The sequence below is a fragment of the Sphingomonas sp. Leaf32 genome (assembly GCF_001421765.1).
Lineage (GTDB): Bacteria > Pseudomonadota > Alphaproteobacteria > Sphingomonadales > Sphingomonadaceae > Sphingomonas.
This window is the reverse complement of record NZ_LMLA01000006.1, coordinates 65398-83482: the sequence shown is the minus strand read 5'-3', so window position 1 is coordinate 83482 and position 18085 is coordinate 65398. Positions and strand designations below refer to the sequence as shown.

Below are 18085 nucleotides of genomic sequence, written 5' to 3'. Positions count from 1 at the left end.
TTCACACCCGATACGATCGATGCGCACACACCTTCCTGTCCGCCATCGCATTCGCCGCCACCTTCATCTTCTGGCTCAATCAATGAGTCCTGAGCCTAGCTGTCGCGGAAGAGCGCAGCTTTACCAGGGCGGCGGCAAAACTCGGCATTTCACAGTCGGCGCTCAGTCACACGATGCGCCGCCTGGAGGCGAAACTGGGTCTGCGGCTGTTGACGCGGACCACAAGAAGTGTCGCGCCCACCGAGGCCGGCGAACGGCTGATCGAAACATTGCGGCCTGCCTTCAATGAGATTGACGACAAGCTCGCGTCGCTGACCGAACTGCGCGAACGACCTGCTGGAACCGTCCGAATTACCTCCAGCGCACATGCGGCGCGAGCAGCGCTATGGCCGGTCATCGATCGACTAACTGCCGAAAATCCCGACATCAATGTCGAGATCAGCATCGATAGCGGTCTCGTCGACATCGTGAGTGGCAAGTATGACGCCGGTGTGCGGTTGGGCGAGCGACTGGAGCAGGATATGATCGCGATGCCGATCAGTCCGAGGCTACGCATGGCCGCGTTCGCTGCACCAAGCTATTTGAAACAGCACGGGACACCGCATACCCCGTACGATCTCGCCAATCACAATTGCATCGGCCTGCGCATGGCTACGTCGGGCGGATTATATGCGTGGGAGTTCGAACGCGACGGCAAGGAATTGAAGGTCAAGACAGAAGGTCAACTCGTCTTCAACGATCCTGACCTGATCATCGCGGCGGCGCTGGCTGGACGTGGTATCGCGTTCACGATCGAAGGCCATGTGACCCGTCACTTCGCGGATGGCTCGCTTGTCCGGGTATTGGACGACTGGTGTGAGCCGTTCGACGGCTACTATCTCTATTATCCTAGCCGCCGACAGCCTTCCACCGCGTTCAGGCTAATGCTGGACGTGCTGCGGTATCGAACGGCGGAAAAGTAGCCGACAACACGCCGCGCATGTCCGCACATAGGGTAATCACCGCTCTGTGTAGTGACCACTCACCCCCGCTTTTGCTCAACAGGAATGTTATCCGTTCAGAGCGAAGCGGCGGCTATGTTCGAGATATCCGACCTCGTGCGCTCCCGCCATGGCGACGATGGATTGCCATAGCCACGACGGGGCATCGAGGTCGCCATCACGCGCGGCCAGCGTGTCGCGCCATGCCAATCTGGTGCTGTCGCTCAATTGCCGGGCGTGCGCCTCGCCGACGACGAACGACAGATAAGAAGCAGCGGCGATCGCTTCCTTGCGGCTGAATTGATCGACCTCGATCTTCAGATCCTGCGGTGCCAGTTCGCGCAGGATGACGGGCCTGTCCAAAAGCCTTGCCGCGATCATCCGATGCCCGAGGTTGGGCGACAGGGCCTTGGCGCCCGCGAGCACCCGCTCGGCGGGGTCCTGCGGCATGGCTCCTTTCTGAGTGGTCGGTACGACAGAAGGAACCGCCTCCTTGATGTCGACCAGCGCCAAGCGTTCCTCCTTCGCCTTTCCGTCCGAAACGCCGATGAGGACAGCGAAGCGAAGGCGTCCGAGCGAGCTGCACCCTTTTCGCCAATATGCGGCGTCGATGACGCGAAGCCGTCCCTTGCCTGCCACGCCAGCCAGTTCAAGGCTCCGAGCGCGGACCATCTCGTCGGCGAACAGTGCGACGATGGCGTCCCTCTCGGCGCGATCGAGCTTCCAGAAACGCTTGTTGTGGGGGATGCTCGGTTCGACATCTTCCAGTCGATCCTTGGCGAGGTGCCGCCACCGCCGGCCGATTGCCTTGCGCCGGACCGACCGTACGACATCGGGTTCGCGCGGGTCGTCCTCTACGCTTGGAGTCAATGCCCGGAGATATCCATCGATCATCGCCTCGACCATCTTTGCGGTCGTGACGCCCGGCAGATCCGAACTGCGCGCCGCGGTTTCCAGCGACAGGCCCAACCGGATCAGGTCGTAGGCGGGATTGGCGATCACGGTCTGATCCAGATCGCGGATCTGGATATCGACACGGTGATCGGCATCGGCCACCGGCCCGAGATTCCCAAGGTGGCAATCGCCACAAATCCATACCGCCGGTCCAGCCGGAATGCTCGCGGCGATCGGGGATGCTTCAAGCCATTCGTAGAACTGTGCTGTGTTACCGCGGACGTAGGCGTGGACCGACCGCGCCATCTTCAGGGTACGCGTTCGCGTCAGGACGGCCGAGCGTTCGTCGGGGGCCACAGCCATTGTCGATCTTTCCAAGCGAGGGGTGGTGGTGCGCATCGCGCGCGCAGCTTATCGCGACTACGAGAACCGGGATGCGGAGACAATCGCGCCAAATTTAACACGCGACGATCAGTGGGGCCGCCTGCAGGTTTAGTGATGCTGGACGATGCCGAGGATGGATCAGCGTTTGGCGGGCCTAAAGGCGCCTTCATAGGTCCCAGGCCATTGAGATCTGTAATAAATAGAACCGTGCCAGCGCTGGTGGCACGCCGCTTTGGCGGAAGAGGTGCCCCTCACCAATGTCGCCTAGCAACCCGATTCATCGATCAACCAGCACCGGAGCGCAGCACGCGAAGCAATAACGCAACCGCGTGCAAAGACCAGATAGCATATGGGAAGTGGAATGGTATGTTCCGCCGCTACCGTCGCTAAGCGACGACGGGCGTGTTTGAGGGATATCCTTTGTCCACGATGCCTAAAAGGGGCAGATCACTAAGCCCGTTATCGAATGGAGTTCGTAGGCAGTTCCGCGTACTCCTGATCGGCCCCGAGGTTTCTCGAAAGCCGGCAAGTATCAGTCCGAACCGATCGATCGAACCGAAATTGGATTAGCGCTTGTCCCCCGTCGTGCTAGTCGCTCGTTCACAAGAGGGAAAAACATGGCCCAGCCTGAAAAACTCTATCGGCGCGTGATCGACTTCGCTGTGGCGCAAATGAATGCCGGCACCTTTCCTATCGGTGCTCGCCTGCCAACCGAGCGCGATCTGGCCGAGAGTCTTGCAGTAAGCAGGGCCACCGTACGCGAGGCGATGGTCGCACTCGAAATCATGGGTGTCGTCGAGATCCGGAAGGGTTCGGGTATCTACGTCGTTGCGCCATCGGCATTGAAGGGCCGGGGCGCCACGCTAGATATCGGCGCATTCGAGTTACTCGAGGCGCGGCGGAGCATCGAGGCGGAGGTGGCAGCGCTGGCGGCGCAACGGATCACGGCCGAGGAACTCGCCGAGCTTGCGGCATTGTTGGAGGTGATGACGCAAGAGGACGTCGCAGCCATCGAACGGGCGGATCGGGATTTTCATCTCTGCATCGCCAAGGCGACCGGCAACGCCGCGATGGTGAGCGTCGTCACCGATCTGTGGAACATGCGCGACCGCTGTCCGCTGGCACGCACAATCCACCTGCGGGCACGTGGTGGCGACGAGTTGTTGCGCCTGACGGAGCATCGCACCGTGTTCGACGCCCTGCGCGCAAGAGACCCGGATCATGCCCGACAGGCGATGCGGGATCATCTTGACGCTGTCATCGATCATCTTCTGGCCAAAACCGAAAGCGACGAACTCGCCGCTGTGCGCCAGCGAAGCTCCGAACTGCGTGGGCGGATGCTCGCCAAATTGGCCTGACAAATTAGCCAGACAAATTTGTTGACAGCAAATACGTTACCGCTACCATAATTCATCAAGGCACGGCTCCGGGAGTGAGCCGGCATAGGAGATGAAAAAGGGTATGTCTCGCGACGTCTTCCTGCGCGAACTCCGCGCATCGACCGCTTTCCTGCTGATCGCGACCGCCGCGTCGCCCGCAATGGCCCAGACCGGTACGGCCGCGCCCACCGCATCCTCGCAAGGCCAGGGGCAGACGGTCCCAACGCAGGACGGTGCAGGCAACACCGCGCCGACCGGGACGGACGGGTCCGGGCAGGAACCCGCCGATGCCTCTGCCGCCGGCAACGAAGACATCGTCGTCACCGGCTATCGCGCGTCGCTGACCAGCCAGACGAATGCCAAGCGCAACTCGATCGGCTTCACCGACACGATCTTCGCCGAGGATATCGGCAAGTTCCCCGACACCAACATCGCCGAATCGGTCAACCGCATTCCCGGCGTGACGATCAGCCGCGAGGTCACCGGCGAAGGCGCCAACGTCGCGATCCGCGGCCTCGGCACCAACTTCACGCGCGTGCTGCTCAACGGCGCACCGGTTGCGATCGCCTCGGTCCGCTTCGATGCGCAGAGCACGAACCGTGAGGTCGATCTCGATCTGATCCCGACCGAATTGTTCACCCAGCTGACGGTCAGCAAGTCGCCGACCGCCAGCCAGATCGAGGGTGGCGCCGCCGGCACCGTCAACCTGCGTTCGGCCCGGCCCTTCGACAATCCCAAGCCGTATGTCAGCTATGGCCTGCAAGGGTCGAAGGTCAGCACCGCCGACAAATGGGGCTATCGCGGCCATGTGCTCGCCAGCGCGACTTTCGGCGACTTCGGCATCTTGGTCGGCGGTGCGGCGGTCAAGAACCAGTTCCGCGTCGACGGGTTCGAGACGGTCGGCTGGACCAACCCGAACCTGACCGCGGCGCAGAGCAGCAGCGCGACCCGCAACGCGACCGGCGGCGGCAATTTCACCATTCCGGGTACGGTGCCGGCCAATGCCGGCAACGGTCTTGTTCCCGGGACCGTCATCGATCAGGCGTTCCTGCTGCGTAACAATCCCGGCGCGACGATCGAACAGATCGACAACGGCATCCTGCCGCGTCTTGGCCGGCCGCGCACTGAAATCGGCGAACGCACCCGCTATAACGGCCTCGTCAGCCTCGAATGGCGGCCGAGCGACGCGCTGCACTTCTATGTCGACGGGATGTACGCAAAGCGCGATACCGAGTTCACCCGGACCGCGATGAACTGGGCGGTGCGCAACGGCGCTGCGATCCCGCTCAACTCCACCTACGATCAGACTGGCTGCTCGGCCGGCTGCACCGTCACCGGTGGCACCTATGCCAACGCGCAGTTCTTCCTCGAATATCGTCCCTACAAGGACACGCAGGACTATTGGGGCGTGAACCCCGGTGTTGAGTTCGTCGTCAACGACTTCATCAAGGGCGATTTCCAGGCGAACTATACCAAGAGTAATTTCCGCCGCGAAAGCCCGACCTTCCTAGTCATCACGCCGCCCAGCAGCGGCACGACCGTCACCTACAACAATGACGGCGGCATCCCATCGATTACCACCAACATCGACCTGAACGATCCGCGCAACTTCGGCTGGGCCGGCGGCGGTCGCGTCAACCTGAACGGCGAGGAGCGCGCGACCGAGACGAAGGGCGTGCGCGGCAGCCTGTTGTTCGGCGACGAGGCGAAGTTCAGCGTCCGCGTCGGCGGCGCTTATGACGACACCAAACGCCGGATCACCCCGTTCGACAACACCATTCCGTGGCAGGCCGCGATCTGCGGCAACAACCCCAGCGTCGTGCTGCCCGGCCCGAACCGCCAGCCGATATGCGACGGCGCGAACCTGCCCGGCACGGTCGCGCCGGCGGGCTATCCGACCTATCCGGCCTACGGCACCGCGGCGACGCTGGGCGGCGCGCCGCTGATCTATCGCGGTTCGCTGATCCCGACCGCCGCCGTGCCGTCGTTCCTGCTGCCCGGCGACAATGGCTATGTCACCGTGGACTGGAACAAGGTGAAGGCCGCGACCGGCTATGACGCACTGCTGGCCGGCGCGACTGAAACGGGGTCGGGCAGCAGCGGTGCGAACGGCGGCCTGATCCGCGAAAAGGTGACCGGCACCTTCGTCGAGATGAACGGCGTGTTCGATATCGGCGACGAGGACACGCTGCGGCTGAACGGCGGCGTGCGCTATGTCCGCACCGAACAGATTGTCGGCGGTCGGACGACCATCCCCAATCCGCTCAACACGCGGGGCGGCGTGACCTGCCCGGGCACCAGCCCGACCTTCGCGCTCGACGGGTCGTGCTACGCCCCGATCATCAACTTCACCGAGACGAACAGGCTCTATTCCAACTTTCTGCCCTCGGCGAGCATCGCCTACAGCTTCGGGCGCAAGGCGGTGGCGCGCGGTTCGATCTCGCGGACGATGACACGGCCCGATCCGAACCAGCTGCTGCCCGGTGCCAGCTTCATCCAGCCATCGGCGGACGTCGGCACGCTCGGCAACAACGCGCTCAATCCGTATATCTCGGACAATATCGACCTCGGCTTCGAATATTATACCGGCGGCGAAGGCGTCATCGCGTTCGCGGCGTTCCGCAAGTCGATCACCGGCTTCACCATCAACGGCGTGACCACCGTGCCGTTCTCGACGCTCGAGCCGTTCGGAATCACCTTCTCCTCGCTGACCCAGGCGCAGCAACAGGCGCTGCTCGACCGGGCGCGTCCGTCGGGCATTGCCCCCGAAGCGGTGCCGATCCAGATCCAGCAGCAGGTGAACGCCAACGGCAAGCTGAAGGTCAACGGGCTGGAGTTCCAGATCACCCAGCCGCTCGATTTCCTGACGCGTTATATCGGTGTCGAAGGGTTCGGCGTGCAGGGCAACCTGACGCTGATCGACCAGAAGGGCGAAGGCACCGGCGCGCCGGCGATCGCGCTGGGCGTCGCTCCCACCACCTATACGCTGACCGGCTATTACGAAGGCAATGGCCTGTCGGCACGACTGACCTATACCTATAACGAAGGGTCGCAGCAGTCGGGGCTGAACCAGAACGGCATCACCAATGCGGCGATCTTCGGGCGCAGCTACGGCCAGCTCGATTTCTCGGGCAATGTCGACCTCGGCAAGATCCTCGGCAACGACTATCTGCCGACCCTGGTGGTCAACGTCATCAACATCACCAAGGAAGCCCAGTCGAGCTACTTTCAGTTCCCGAACGCGACCTTCAACGAATACAACCCGGGCCGGACGCTGCTGGTCGGTATTCGCGGCCGCTTCTGAAGCTGCTTTCCTTCCCTCCCCGAAGGCATACTCGGGCCGGTCTTGACGACCGGCCCACTTCTTTAAGGGGTGGTGGGACCATGTTCTCGCGATCGGAAATGCCAATGCGCCTGCTTTTCTTGATAACCGCGCTGCTCTCCTGCCTCTCGCCGGTCGCCGCCGCCGCGCAGACGCGCGATCCGGCGGTGCCGCGCCTCGAACAGCGCGGGAAAGCCACACAGCTCATGGTTCAGGGCAAGCCGTTCCTCATCCTGGGCGGGGAGATCCATAATTCGAGCAGCAGCGACCTCGCGTACATGGCGCCGATCTGGCCGAAGCTGAAAGCGATGAATCTCAACACGGTGCTGGTGCCCATCGCATGGGAGACGATCGAGCCCGTCGAGGGGCAGTTCGATTTCACGCTGCTCGACGGGCTGTTGCGCGGCGCCCGCGCGCACGACTTGAAGGTCGTGCTGCTCTGGTTCGGCGCCTGGAAGAACACGTACTCCAGCTACGTCCCTGCCTGGGTGAAGCAGGACCAGACCCGTTTCGCACGCGTGCTGACCGCCGATGGGCGCGGCACCGAGCGGCTGTCGGCCTTTTCCGACGCGGCGCGCGATGCGGATGCACGGGCATTTGCCCGGCTGATGCGCTATCTGAAGGCCACGGACGGTGCGCAGCAGACGGTGATCTCCGTACAGGTCGAGAACGAAGTCGGGGTCATTCTGCAGTCACGCGATCATTCGCCCGCCGCCGAGGCGGCGTTCGCCGGCCCTGTCCCGGCGGTGCTGATGGAACGGCTCGCCGCGAAGCGGACACGCATTCACCCCGAACTGCGCACCGCCTGGGAGCGGGCCGGCGGCCGGGGGGCGGGGACGTGGCGCGAAGTCTTCGGCGACACCGGCACGACGGAATCGCTGTTCATGGCCTGGCACTATGCGACCTTTATCGAGAAGGTCACTGCGGCCGGAAAGGCCGAATACGCGCTGCCGATGTTCACCAACGCAGCGCTGATCCGGCCGAACTACCAGCCGGGCCAGTATAATTCCGGCGGTCCGCTGCCCTTCGCGATCGACATCTACAAGGCGGGGGCGCCCTCGCTCGATTTCCTCGCTCCCGACATCTATTTCGAGGACTATGTGAACTGGGCGTCGCAATATGCGCGGCCGGACAATCCGCTGCTGGTGCCGGAGGCGCGCGGCGGTCCTTCGGGTGCAGCGAACGCGCTCTACAGCTATGGGTCGCTCGGGGCGATCGGCTTTTCCCCCTTCGGCATCGACGGCGAGGGCGTGGTGCTTCAGGGTGACGCGAGCATCGGGCTGCAGGCGGCGGGCGAAGGCGATCCGGCGATGGCGCATCTCTACGGCCTGCTCGCTCCGCTCGCCCCGCGCATCCTCGACGCTCAGGCGAAGGGGACGGTCTCGACCGTCATCCTCGAAGGCGGCGCCCAGCGATCGGGTCGCGGGCGGATCGGCGATTATATCGTCGACGTGCAGCGCGCGACCGGTCCCGACGGCAAGCTCGATCCGCTCAGCCGGGTAGCGGCGATGTTCATTCAGACCGGACCTGACGAGTTCACGGTAGTCGGTGCGGGCGACATGCAATTGTCCTTCACGACCGACCGCCCAGGCGCGCCGATCGCCGGAATCGAGAGTATCGACGAACAGTTTCTCGGTGTTGCCGGCGCCCCGCGCACCGGTCGCCGGCTGAACGGAGACGAAACGGGGCAGGGACAGGGCCTGCGCCTGTTCTCGACCGATGCTGCGGACCGGAAAGCCTACCGCCTGCGGCTATACCGGTATCGTTGAGGGTCGGTGCAGGTCGCGATTTCGATCTTCTTGCTGGCGCAACCGACCTGCCGAACCAATCGCCTTACTGGGCGCATTGCAGCTGAACAGAGGACTGCCTTCGGGAAGGGCGTTCGTAAAGCTGCGCGACCGATCGTGAGCAGCCCCGTATCGCACGGTCGAGCGCGACATCAACGAGGCCCGTTGAAACGAACGATACGACATCGTGCCGGTCAAACGTGACGTGAGGTGGCGCGGTATCGCGGAAGGGCAGTGGCCTTGATCGACAGGATGATCTTTACCGGCCCGGCAATCCCTCCAGCACTGCCTGCGCCTTCGCCCGCTCCGGGGAATCATAGCCCCCTTGCGCGACCGGCATCAGCGTGCCGCGGGCCACCGACGCCACGCCGCGCGAGGCAAGCTCCGTGCCGAGCGCCAGCCGGGTCGCGGGCGCATTAGGGACCGCGATCAGCGCCTTGGTCAGCCCGTCGACGGCGATTGCCGGTACCGTATCGCCCGCGTCTGCAAAGCTGCGATAATAGGCGATCAGTGGCGCGGGCGCTTCGGTGTCGATGCGATTTGCCTTGGCAATCATGGCACGTGCCTGACGCAGCATCGCGGTGCGAGCATCTCCCGTGAGGGAGGTTGCGGCCTGCGTCATTCCGACGCCGCGCCACGTCAAGGCGGCGCTGCCGGTCGGCGACAATGCCAGCGCACGATCCGCCGCGGCCCGACATTCCGCCGCGTGGTCGCTGCGGCACTCCGCCTCCGCGAGCAGAACCTGTGCGCCTTCGTCGCTCGGAAACTTCGCCGCCTGCCCACGCAGCCGTTGCAGCCACGCATCGCGTTGCGGTCCCCCGACTTCGATCCGCGATCCCAGTTCCAGCCGCCCCTTCACGAATGCGGCCTCGCCCAGCGACAGCCGCCGGACGATCGGCACTTCGGCGCGTTCTGCCGGATAGGTCATCCGCTCGAACGGCTTCTTCGCGAAGAAATAGGCGCGCAGTTCTTTCGCGAGCGCGTCGGGGTCGCCGAACACCGCCGCTGCGTCGGGTGCGGGCGTGCCGCTGGCGATCGCCTTGAGATAACTGCGAAACTGGCCGCTACGGGTCGGCGAAAAGAACAGGAAGTGCGTCAACATCCACGCATGGACGGGGGTCCAGCGCGTTTTGTCGGGCGATTGCGTCAGATAGGCTCCGCTCAGCACGTCGGCGAGGCGGAAATTGCCGAACCGATGCAGCACCGCCGTCGTACCCTCCGGTGCGCGGCCATATTCCATCATCGTATCGCCGCGCACTACCAGCGTCGAAAACAGCTGGCCGAAGCCGTCGAGGTACCAACGTGGATAGGCGACGGGAAAGAAGGTTGTCAGATAGTGCTGCGCGAAACCCGCATAGATCATGCCTTCTGCGGTAAGTGGAACGGATTCCTCGTTGACGGGGCGGATCAGGTCGGCGCTGCTCTGGAGGCCGAATAGCCCCGCCTGTCCGGCGACTGCCCCGGTGCCGGTCGTGCCTGGCGGGGATCCCGGATCGTTAAGGCCGCCGATCTGGACACCCTGCAAGGCATCAACGACCGCAACGCCGCGTTGCAGGACGACGCGCTGCTCGATCCGGGTCGTCGCGAGCACCGCGCCATCCTGTCGCGGATCGTAGTAACGGCGGATATCGAACGCGCTGTTGAAAGGTCCCTGCTGCCAGCGCAGATTGCGCAGATCCATCGCCTGGAACTCTGCGGTGTCCCCGATCAGCGTCACGCGCAGCTTGATCGTATTGTCGGTCTGCGACGTGCGGTTGAGCAGCACCGAGAGCAGGAAGTATAGCCGTTCCAGATTGTGCGCGATCTGCGTTACCTCCTGTTCGCGGCCATCGCTCAGCACGATGACGTGCTGCGTCTCTGCCTCACGCCAACGGCTCGGCCGCGCGCGCTGTCCCTGTACGAGGATGTCGCTGTTCGGCGGCTCGGCCTGAACGGTCTGTGCGCTCGCCACCGTGCTGCTCACCACGCCGGCAACCAGGATCAGTCCACTCATCCAATCTATCCGACGCATCGCACCACTCTCCCGTATGCGACGCAGAAAACCATGGAAGCAGTCCCGATCATAGCGGAAAAGAGCCGGCCGCCCGCCTGCGCCATCAGGTGCGCCCGATCCATTTGTGACGCGTCGATCGTCCGATCATCGAGATGAATGAACGGGCATAGCTCGGCCGCGGCAATCCAACGCTTAAAGTCTGCAACTGGGTCGAACCAGCCAGTTCTGGATTGTCTTGGCGGTTCGCTTTTCAAGAACAGACACGCGCGCGTTGGCATCGAAGCGCAGGCACAAGTTACAATCCACATCCGTACTCGTGTGCGGGTTGGCCGTAAGCGCTGAGAGACAATTGGCGCGTCATCTGGGCATCGAACCCGTAGAGAATATGAACTTGCTCGCAGCCGTAGGCATGGACGATCCGCTGTTCCATTGCCTCGAAGTTGCGGCGCGATTGGCGGCGAGACAAACAGTATAAACCGGACCGAATCGTTAGTGCGGCGAACGCCCGCAACCTGAACTGCACGGCATGCCGATCCGGCAGTTCGAAATCGCCTATCGTGACCGGTTGGAGACGAATGCCTCGTCGTAAGCGAAGGCTGCCCGACCGCAGGAAGCGTGGGAAGTTATCGGGTGGCGGCGCTTCAGCCAACGGGCGGCATCGTCCCGGTGGGGGTCGCCGGTGCCCAGCCACCGCCGAGCGCGCGGAACGAGGCCACCGCGCCGCGGCTTGCCGCGGCGCGTGCCTCGATCGCGCCATCACGGGTTTCGAGCAGGCGACGGTCGGCGTCGAGGACCTCGATCAGGCTGACCATGCCGCCCTTATAGGCCGCGACCGACGAACGTTGCGCACGGGCAAGCGAGACCTCGCCCTGCGTCAACGCGGCGGCGCGCGCCTCCTGCTGGACCAGCGTCGAGAAGGCGTCCTCCACATCCTGCGATGCGCGCAGCACCGTCTGACGATAGGCGGCCAGCGCCTCGGCGTTGCGGCCCTTCGCCGTCTTGATCTCCGCATCGACGCGGCCGAAATCGAACAGCCGCCAGCGCAGGCCGAGGAAGCCGCTGGCCTGTATCGAGTTGCCACCGAGCAAGCCGCCGGCCGCCGTCGTCGCGGTGCCGAGCAGGCCACTGAGCGAGAATTTGGGGTAATATTCGGACATGGCCGCGCCGATCCGCGCATTGCTGGCGGCGAGCGTGCGTTCGGCGGCGATGATGTCGGGGCGGCGGCGCAGCAATCCGGCGGGGCCGCCCGCGGTGTCGATCGCGGGCGGTGCGGGAATCGGCGCCACCGTCGCCAGTGCGTCGCGGGTCGTGCCGGGCTGGACGCCGATGAGGACGTCGAGTGCGTTCATCGCCTTGTCGAGTTCGTTCTGCAACGCCGGCACCGACGCGCGCACCTGCTGCAACGCGCCCTCCGCCTGCCGCAGTTGCAGTTCGGCGGCGATGCCCTTGCGGAATTGCAGCGCGATCAGGTCGGTCAGGCGTGCCTGCGTCTCGACCTGCGACCGGGCGATTCCCAGCCGGGCCTGCAACGCGCGGATGGCGATATAGGTATCGGCGGTCTGCGCCACGACCGCCAGCCGTGCGGCGGTCGCCCCCGCCGCCGACGCCTGCCAGTCGGCGCGCGCCGCGTCGCGCGCCGCATCGCGACCGCCGAAGACGTCGAGTTCCCAGCTTGCCCCCAGATCGGCCTGGTACAGCTCGGTCGAACGTTCGAACTGGGGAAAGGCGCTGCCTATGCGGCCGATCGGGGTTTCGAGCGACTGATAGGCCCCGCCGCCCTGGCCCGTCACTTGCCCGGAGGGAAGCAGCGCGGCGTTCGCGCCCTTCAGCGCGGCGCGCGCCTGTGTCACGCGCGCCGCGGCCTGTTGCAGGTCGAGATTCTGGGCGATCGCACGCTCGACGAGGTTCGTCAGGATCGGGTCGTCGAACGAGCGCCACCAGTCGACCAGATCGGCAGCGGGTGCTCCGCCGGCGCGGGCATCGACGGCGGCGGCCGACACGAAGGCGGCGGGCGCGTCCGAAACGGGCACGACATGGCGCGGGCCAATCGCACATCCGGCGGTCATTACGATCAGCGACACCGCCAGTGCGGCCATCCTCAACCGAGGCATATCAACATCCCAACCATTGCGATTAGTGACTAATGATATTTATGGTCACTATTTGTCAAGTCACACGGTCATGATTATAAGAGGGCGATGACCGACACCGCCCCCCTGCCGACCGCCATTCGCGGTCCTGCCGAACATGCCGTACGGGACCAGATCGTTGAAGCCGCCAACGAGTGCTTCGCCCGTTATGGCTATGCAAAGACGACCGTAGCGGACCTCGCGCGTGAGATCGGATTTTCGAAAGCGTACATTTACCGCTTCTTCGATTCCAAACAGGCGATCGGTGAGGCTATCTGCAGTTCGCGGCTCGATCGGATCGTGGCCGAAACCCGGTCCGCGATCGATGCGGGCGGCAGCGAGACCGATCGCTTTCGCCGTATGTTCAAGAGCCTGACTACCCTCAGCGTCGACCTGTTCTTTCAGGATCGCAAGATTTACGACATCGCTGCGCATTCGGCGGCGGAGCACTGGGCATCCGCGATTGCATACTGCGAAAGCCTGCGGGCGATGATCGTGGAAATCGTCCGGGCCGGCCGGGAAAGCGGGGAGTTCGAGCGCAAGACGCCGCTGGATGAGACGTGCCGTGCGATCTTCTACGCGATGATGCCGTTCGTCGATCCCCTGCACCTAGAACGTAATCTTGATCTGCTGCCCGATGCCCAGCTCGAGGTTTGCAGCCTCATCCTTCGCAGCCTTGCGCCATAGTATGACGTGTGACTGCTTGACATATTGGTCATAAGGCGACAGGTGTCTTCCGAACTTCGGAGGATCCATTCGTGTCGACCCGGTCAGCAGCCCGTACCGTCCCATTCATTGCCGTTGCGCTCGCCGCTTGCAGCACCCCGACGCCCGATCCCCGCACCCTGCCACCCCTGGTTCGCGCGATGCAGCCGGCCAGCGCGAGCAACGCCACGCGCAAATTTACCGGCGTGGTCGCCGCACGTGTCCAGAGCGACCTCGGCTTCCGTGTCGGCGGCAAGGTGGTCGAACGGCTCGTGAATGCCGGTCAGGTCGTCCGCCGGGGACAGCCTCTGATGCGCATCGACCAGACCGACCTCGCGCTCGCGACCCGGGCCTCGAACGAGACCGTCGAGGCGGCCCGCGCCCGCGCGCGGCAGACCGGCGCCGATGAAGCGCGGCTGCGCGATCTCGTTGGGGCCGGCGCGGTGTCGGCATCGACCTACGATCAGGCGAAGGCTGCCGCCGATTCGGCGCGGGCGCAGCTTGCCGCCGCACAGGCGCAGGCGCGGGTGGCCCGCAACGAAGGCGGGTACGGCGTCCTTGTCGCCGACGCCGACGGGACGGTCGTCGAGACGCTGGCCGAACCGGGACAGGTCGTCGGTGCCGGACAGGTCGTCGTCCGTATCGCGCGATCCGGCCCGCGCGAGGCATCGGTCCAACTCCCCGAAACCGTCCGCCCGTCGATCGGGTCGAGCGCACAGGCGCGGACCTATGGCGGCGCGGCCGGCGGGGCCACGCTCCGCCAGCTCTCCGACGCGGCGGATCCGGCGACGCGAACCTTCGAGGCGCGCTATGTGCTGGGCGGAGCGGCGGCACAGGCCCCGTTCGGATCGACCGTGACGATTGCCTTTGCCGGTACGGCACCGGGCGGCGACGCGCAGGTGAATGTCGAAGTGCCGCTGGCGGCGATCCATGATGCGGGCAAGGGGCCGGGCGTGTGGGTGCTGCGACCGGGCAAGCCGGTTACGGTCGCATGGCGTCCGGTGCGGATCACTGGGCTGGGCGAGGAGACGGCGAGCATCGGCGGCGGCTTGGCCCCGGGCGACCGGATCGTCGCAATGGGCGCGCATCTTCTGCATCAGGGCCAGCCGGTCCGGGTGGCGACCAAGTGAGCGGCGCGCCCGACACGGCTCCCGGCCGCTTCAACCTCTCGGCGCTCGCGGTACGCGAACGCTCCGTCACCCTCTTCTTCCTGATGGCCATCATCATGGCAGGCACGATCGCCTTCCTGAAGCTGGGTCGCGCGGAGGATCCGAGCTTCACGATCAAGGTCATGACCGTCGTGACGGCATGGCCCGGCGCGACCGCGCAGGAGATTCAGGACCAGGTCGCCGAACCGCTGGAGAAGCGATTGCAGGAGCTGCGCTGGTATGATCGCAGCGAGACGTTCACCCGACCCGGCCTCGCGTTCACGACCGTGACACTCAAGGACACGACGCCGCCCGCCGACGTACTGAACGAGTTCTACCAGGCGCGCAAGAAGATGTCGGACGAGGCGCTGAAGCTGCCGCGTGGTGTCGCCGGTCCGTTCGTCGACGACGAATATGGCGACGTCACCTTCGCCCTCTATGCGCTGAAGGCGAAGGGCGCGCCGCAACGCGACCTGGCGCGCGAGGCCGAAGCGCTACGCCAGCGGCTGCTGCATGTGCCGGGCGTCAACAAGATCAAGATCGTCGGCGAACGCCCGGAACGAATCTTCGTCGAGTTCTCGCAAAATCGCCTCGCGACCCTCGGCGTATCGCCACGCGCAATCTTCGATGCGCTGGGACGGCAAAACCTCATCACCCCCGCTGGCTCGATCGACGCCAAGGGGCCGCAGATTCTCGTGCGCCTCGACGGTGCGTTCGACGATCTCGCGAAGATCCGCGACCTGCCGATCGTCGTCAACGGGGCGACGCTGCGCCTGTCGGAGATCGCGACCGTCCGGCGTGGCTATGAGGACCCGGCCGCCTTTCTGGTCCGCAGCGAAGGCGAGCCGGCGCTGCTGCTGAGCGTCGTCATGCGGCAGGGCTGGAATGGTCTCGATCTCGGCAAGGCGCTGGGCGCGGAGATCGCGCAGGTACAGGCGGAGCTTCCGCTCGGCATGACGTTCACGCCGGTCACCGATCAGGCCGTGAATATCAAGGCGGCGGTCAACCAGTTCATGAAGACCTTCCTCGAGGCGCTGGCGATCGTGATGATCGTAAGTCTTGTCAGCCTTGGCTGGCGGGTCGGCATCGTCGTCGCCGCCGCCGTGCCGCTGACGCTGGCGATCGTCCTCGTCGTCATGTGGGCGACCGGGCGCGTGCTCGATCGCATCACGCTGGGTGCGCTCATCTTGGCGCTCGGGCTGCTGGTCGACGATGCGATCATCGCGATCGAGATGATGGTCGTGAAGATGGAGGAAGGCTATGACCGTATCCGCGCATCGGCCTATGCGTGGAGCCATACCGCCGCACCGATGCTCGCAGGGACGCTCGTCACCGTCATCGGGTTGATGCCGGTCGGTTTCGCGCAATCGAGCGCGGGCGAATATGCCGGCAACATCTTCTGGGTCGTCGGCTTCGCGCTGATCGCATCGTGGTTCGTGGCGGTGATCTTCACGCCGTACATGGGCGTGAAGCTGCTGCCCGACATCAAACCGGTGGAAGGAGGACATGCCGCAATCTACCAGACGCCGCGCTATCAGAAGGTCCGCCGTCTGATCGGTTGGGCGGTGCGTCGCAAGAAGCTGGTCGCGCTGGCGACGCTCGGCGCGTTCCTGATCGCGGGAGTGGGCATGGGACTGGTCAAGAAGCAGTTCTTCCCAACATCCGACCGGCCCGAGCTGCTGGTCGAGGTCTATATGCCCAAGGGTACCGCCATCGGTGCAACCGAAAAAGCGACGCGGGAAGTCGAAACCTGGCTGCGCAGACAGGCCGAGGCGAAGATCGTAACGACCTATATCGGCCAGGGGGCACCGCGCTTCTTCATGTCGCTGTCGTCCGAGCTGCCCGATCCCTCGTTCGCCAAGATCATCGTGCGCACCGATGCGGAGGAGGACCGCAACGCGCTGAAGGCGAAGCTCCGCGCGGCGGCGGCGAACGGCCTTGCCCCCACGGCACGGGTTCGCGCGACCCAGTTGGTCTTCGGGCCGCCGTCGCCATTTCCGGTCGCGTTCCGCGTGAACGGCCCCGACCTGGCACGGGTCCGCGGCATCGCGGAGCGGGTGCAGCAGGTGATGCAGGACGATCCGATGATGCGAACCGTCAATCTCGACTGGGGCCAGCGGACACCTGCGTTGCGGCTCGTGCTCGATCAGGATCGTCTGCGCGCGCTGGGGCTGACGTCGGGCGACGTCGCTGAGCAGATGCAGTTCTTCCTAAGCGGCGTCACCGTCAGCCAGGCGCGCGAGGACATCCGCACCGTCGACGTCGTCGCCCGGTCGGCGGGCGGCGACCGGCTCGATCCGGCACGGGTCGCCGACTTCACGCTGGTCGGCGCGGGCGGGCAGCGTGTTCCGGTGAGCCAGGTCGGCAAGCTGGAAGTGCGGATGGAGGACCCGATCCTTCAGCGGCGCGACCGCGTGCCGACGATCACCGTGCGCGGCGACATCGCCGACGGACTGCAACCGCCCGACGTATCGACCGCGATGCTGGAAAAGCTGCAACCGATCATCAAGGAACTGCCGAGCGGCTACCGGATCGACATGGCCGGTTCGATCGAGGAAGCCGGCAAGGCGAACGAAGCCCTGGCACCCATCTTCCCGATCATGATCGTGCTGATGATGATCGTCATCATTCTGCAGGTCCGCAGCTTGTCGGCGATGGCGATCGTGCTGCTGACTGCGCCGCTGGGGGTGATCGGGGTGGTGCCGACGCTGCTCGTCACCGGCCAGCCGTTCGGCTTCAATGCTATCCTCGGCCTGATCTCGCTCGCGGGTATCCTGATGCGCAACACGCTGATCCTGATCGGTCAGATCCACGACAATGAAAAGTCGGGCATGACCCCGTATGACGCGGTGGTCGAGGCGACGGTGCAGCGGTCGCGGCCCGTCATCTTGACCGCACTGGCGGCGGTACTGGCGTTCGTGCCGCTCATCGATTCGGTGTTCTGGGGCTCGATGGCGGTGACACTGATCGGCGGCACGCTAGGCGGCACGGTGCTGACGCTCGTGTTCCTGCCCGCGCTCTATGCACTTTGGTATCGCATTACGCCGGGTGACGACAAAGACGCGAAGCCGGCGGCCGTCCCGTTGGCCTCGGTGACGGCCTGACGCTTCGTGTACCACCATCCGATAACCGCCGCACCGGTGACCGAGCCATTTGTCGTTGCCGGCACGATCCTCACGCAGATCGAACTGCAGGTCGTTATACTAGCGATCGGGGATGGTCCGGCGACCGTTTGCGCGGGAGGGCCGCTCCGCCGACCCGCATCTCGAGGCGCTGCGTCGGTTCTGCGTCAGCCGGCGGATGTGCCGCAGCGAGCGCGCAGTCGGCAGTGCTCGCCGGGTGCGATCGTAGCGGACTGAGCGCA

Annotated in this window: 10 protein-coding genes; 7 read left to right on the top strand and 3 right to left on the bottom strand. The window is 64.8% G+C overall.

The annotated features are described in order from the left end of the window. Window positions 1-89: 89 nt before the first annotated feature. Entirely contained in the window at window positions 90-962 is an 873-nt protein-coding gene (locus ASE83_RS07805) for a LysR family transcriptional regulator (RefSeq protein WP_055786200.1), read from the top strand. Between the two features lie 87 nt (window positions 963-1049). On the opposite strand, the gene ASE83_RS07800 is transcribed toward ASE83_RS07805, so the two are convergent. After that, window positions 1050-2237 carry a DUF2252 family protein gene (locus ASE83_RS07800; protein WP_055786197.1) on the bottom strand — a complete coding sequence of 396 codons (1188 nt, stop codon included), beginning with the start codon at window positions 2235-2237 and terminating at the stop codon, window positions 1050-1052. Between the two features lie 638 nt (window positions 2238-2875). On the opposite strand from ASE83_RS07800, the gene ASE83_RS07795 reads away from it, so the two are divergent. From ASE83_RS07795 to ASE83_RS07785, 3 genes are all read left to right on the top strand, one after another. Next, complete coding sequence (locus tag ASE83_RS07795; RefSeq protein ID WP_055786194.1) at window positions 2876-3616, top strand: FadR/GntR family transcriptional regulator; 741 nt, start codon at window positions 2876-2878, stop codon at window positions 3614-3616. A gap of 103 nt (window positions 3617-3719) precedes the next feature. Further along, window positions 3720-6941: a TonB-dependent receptor gene (locus tag ASE83_RS07790; protein WP_235513157.1), complete on the top strand. Its 3222-nt coding sequence runs from the start codon at window positions 3720-3722 to the stop codon at window positions 6939-6941. Between the two features lie 104 nt (window positions 6942-7045). After that, entirely contained in the window at window positions 7046-8728 is a 1683-nt protein-coding gene (locus ASE83_RS07785; protein ID WP_055786188.1) for a GH35 family beta-galactosidase, read from the top strand. 277 nt (window positions 8729-9005) lie between these two features. On the opposite strand, the gene ASE83_RS07780 is transcribed toward ASE83_RS07785, so the two are convergent. Together ASE83_RS07780 and ASE83_RS07770 are read right to left on the bottom strand one after the other, a co-directional pair. Further along, window positions 9006-10739: a hypothetical protein gene (locus ASE83_RS07780; RefSeq protein ID WP_055786186.1), complete on the bottom strand. Its 1734-nt coding sequence runs from the start codon at window positions 10737-10739 to the stop codon at window positions 9006-9008. Window positions 10740-11380: 641 nt separating this feature from the next. Further along, window positions 11381-12835, bottom strand: coding sequence for an efflux transporter outer membrane subunit (locus tag ASE83_RS07770; protein WP_235513156.1), 1455 nt, complete (start codon window positions 12833-12835; stop codon window positions 11381-11383). Window positions 12836-12937: 102 nt separating this feature from the next. Between ASE83_RS07770 and ASE83_RS07765 the strand changes: the two genes are divergently transcribed. From ASE83_RS07765 to ASE83_RS07755, 3 genes are all read left to right on the top strand, one after another. Beyond that, window positions 12938-13555 carry a TetR/AcrR family transcriptional regulator gene (locus ASE83_RS07765; protein WP_055786179.1) on the top strand — a complete coding sequence of 206 codons (618 nt, stop codon included), beginning with the start codon at window positions 12938-12940 and terminating at the stop codon, window positions 13553-13555. 179 nt (window positions 13556-13734) lie between these two features. Further along, a complete protein-coding gene (locus ASE83_RS07760; protein ID WP_082443203.1) occupies window positions 13735-14703 on the top strand; it encodes an efflux RND transporter periplasmic adaptor subunit in 969 nt (322 codons plus the stop codon). Then, entirely contained in the window at window positions 14700-17825 is a 3126-nt protein-coding gene (locus ASE83_RS07755) for an efflux RND transporter permease subunit (protein WP_055786175.1), read from the top strand. Before ASE83_RS07760 ends, ASE83_RS07755 begins: the two co-directional genes overlap by 4 nt. The last annotated feature ends 260 nt before the right edge of the window (window positions 17826-18085 follow it).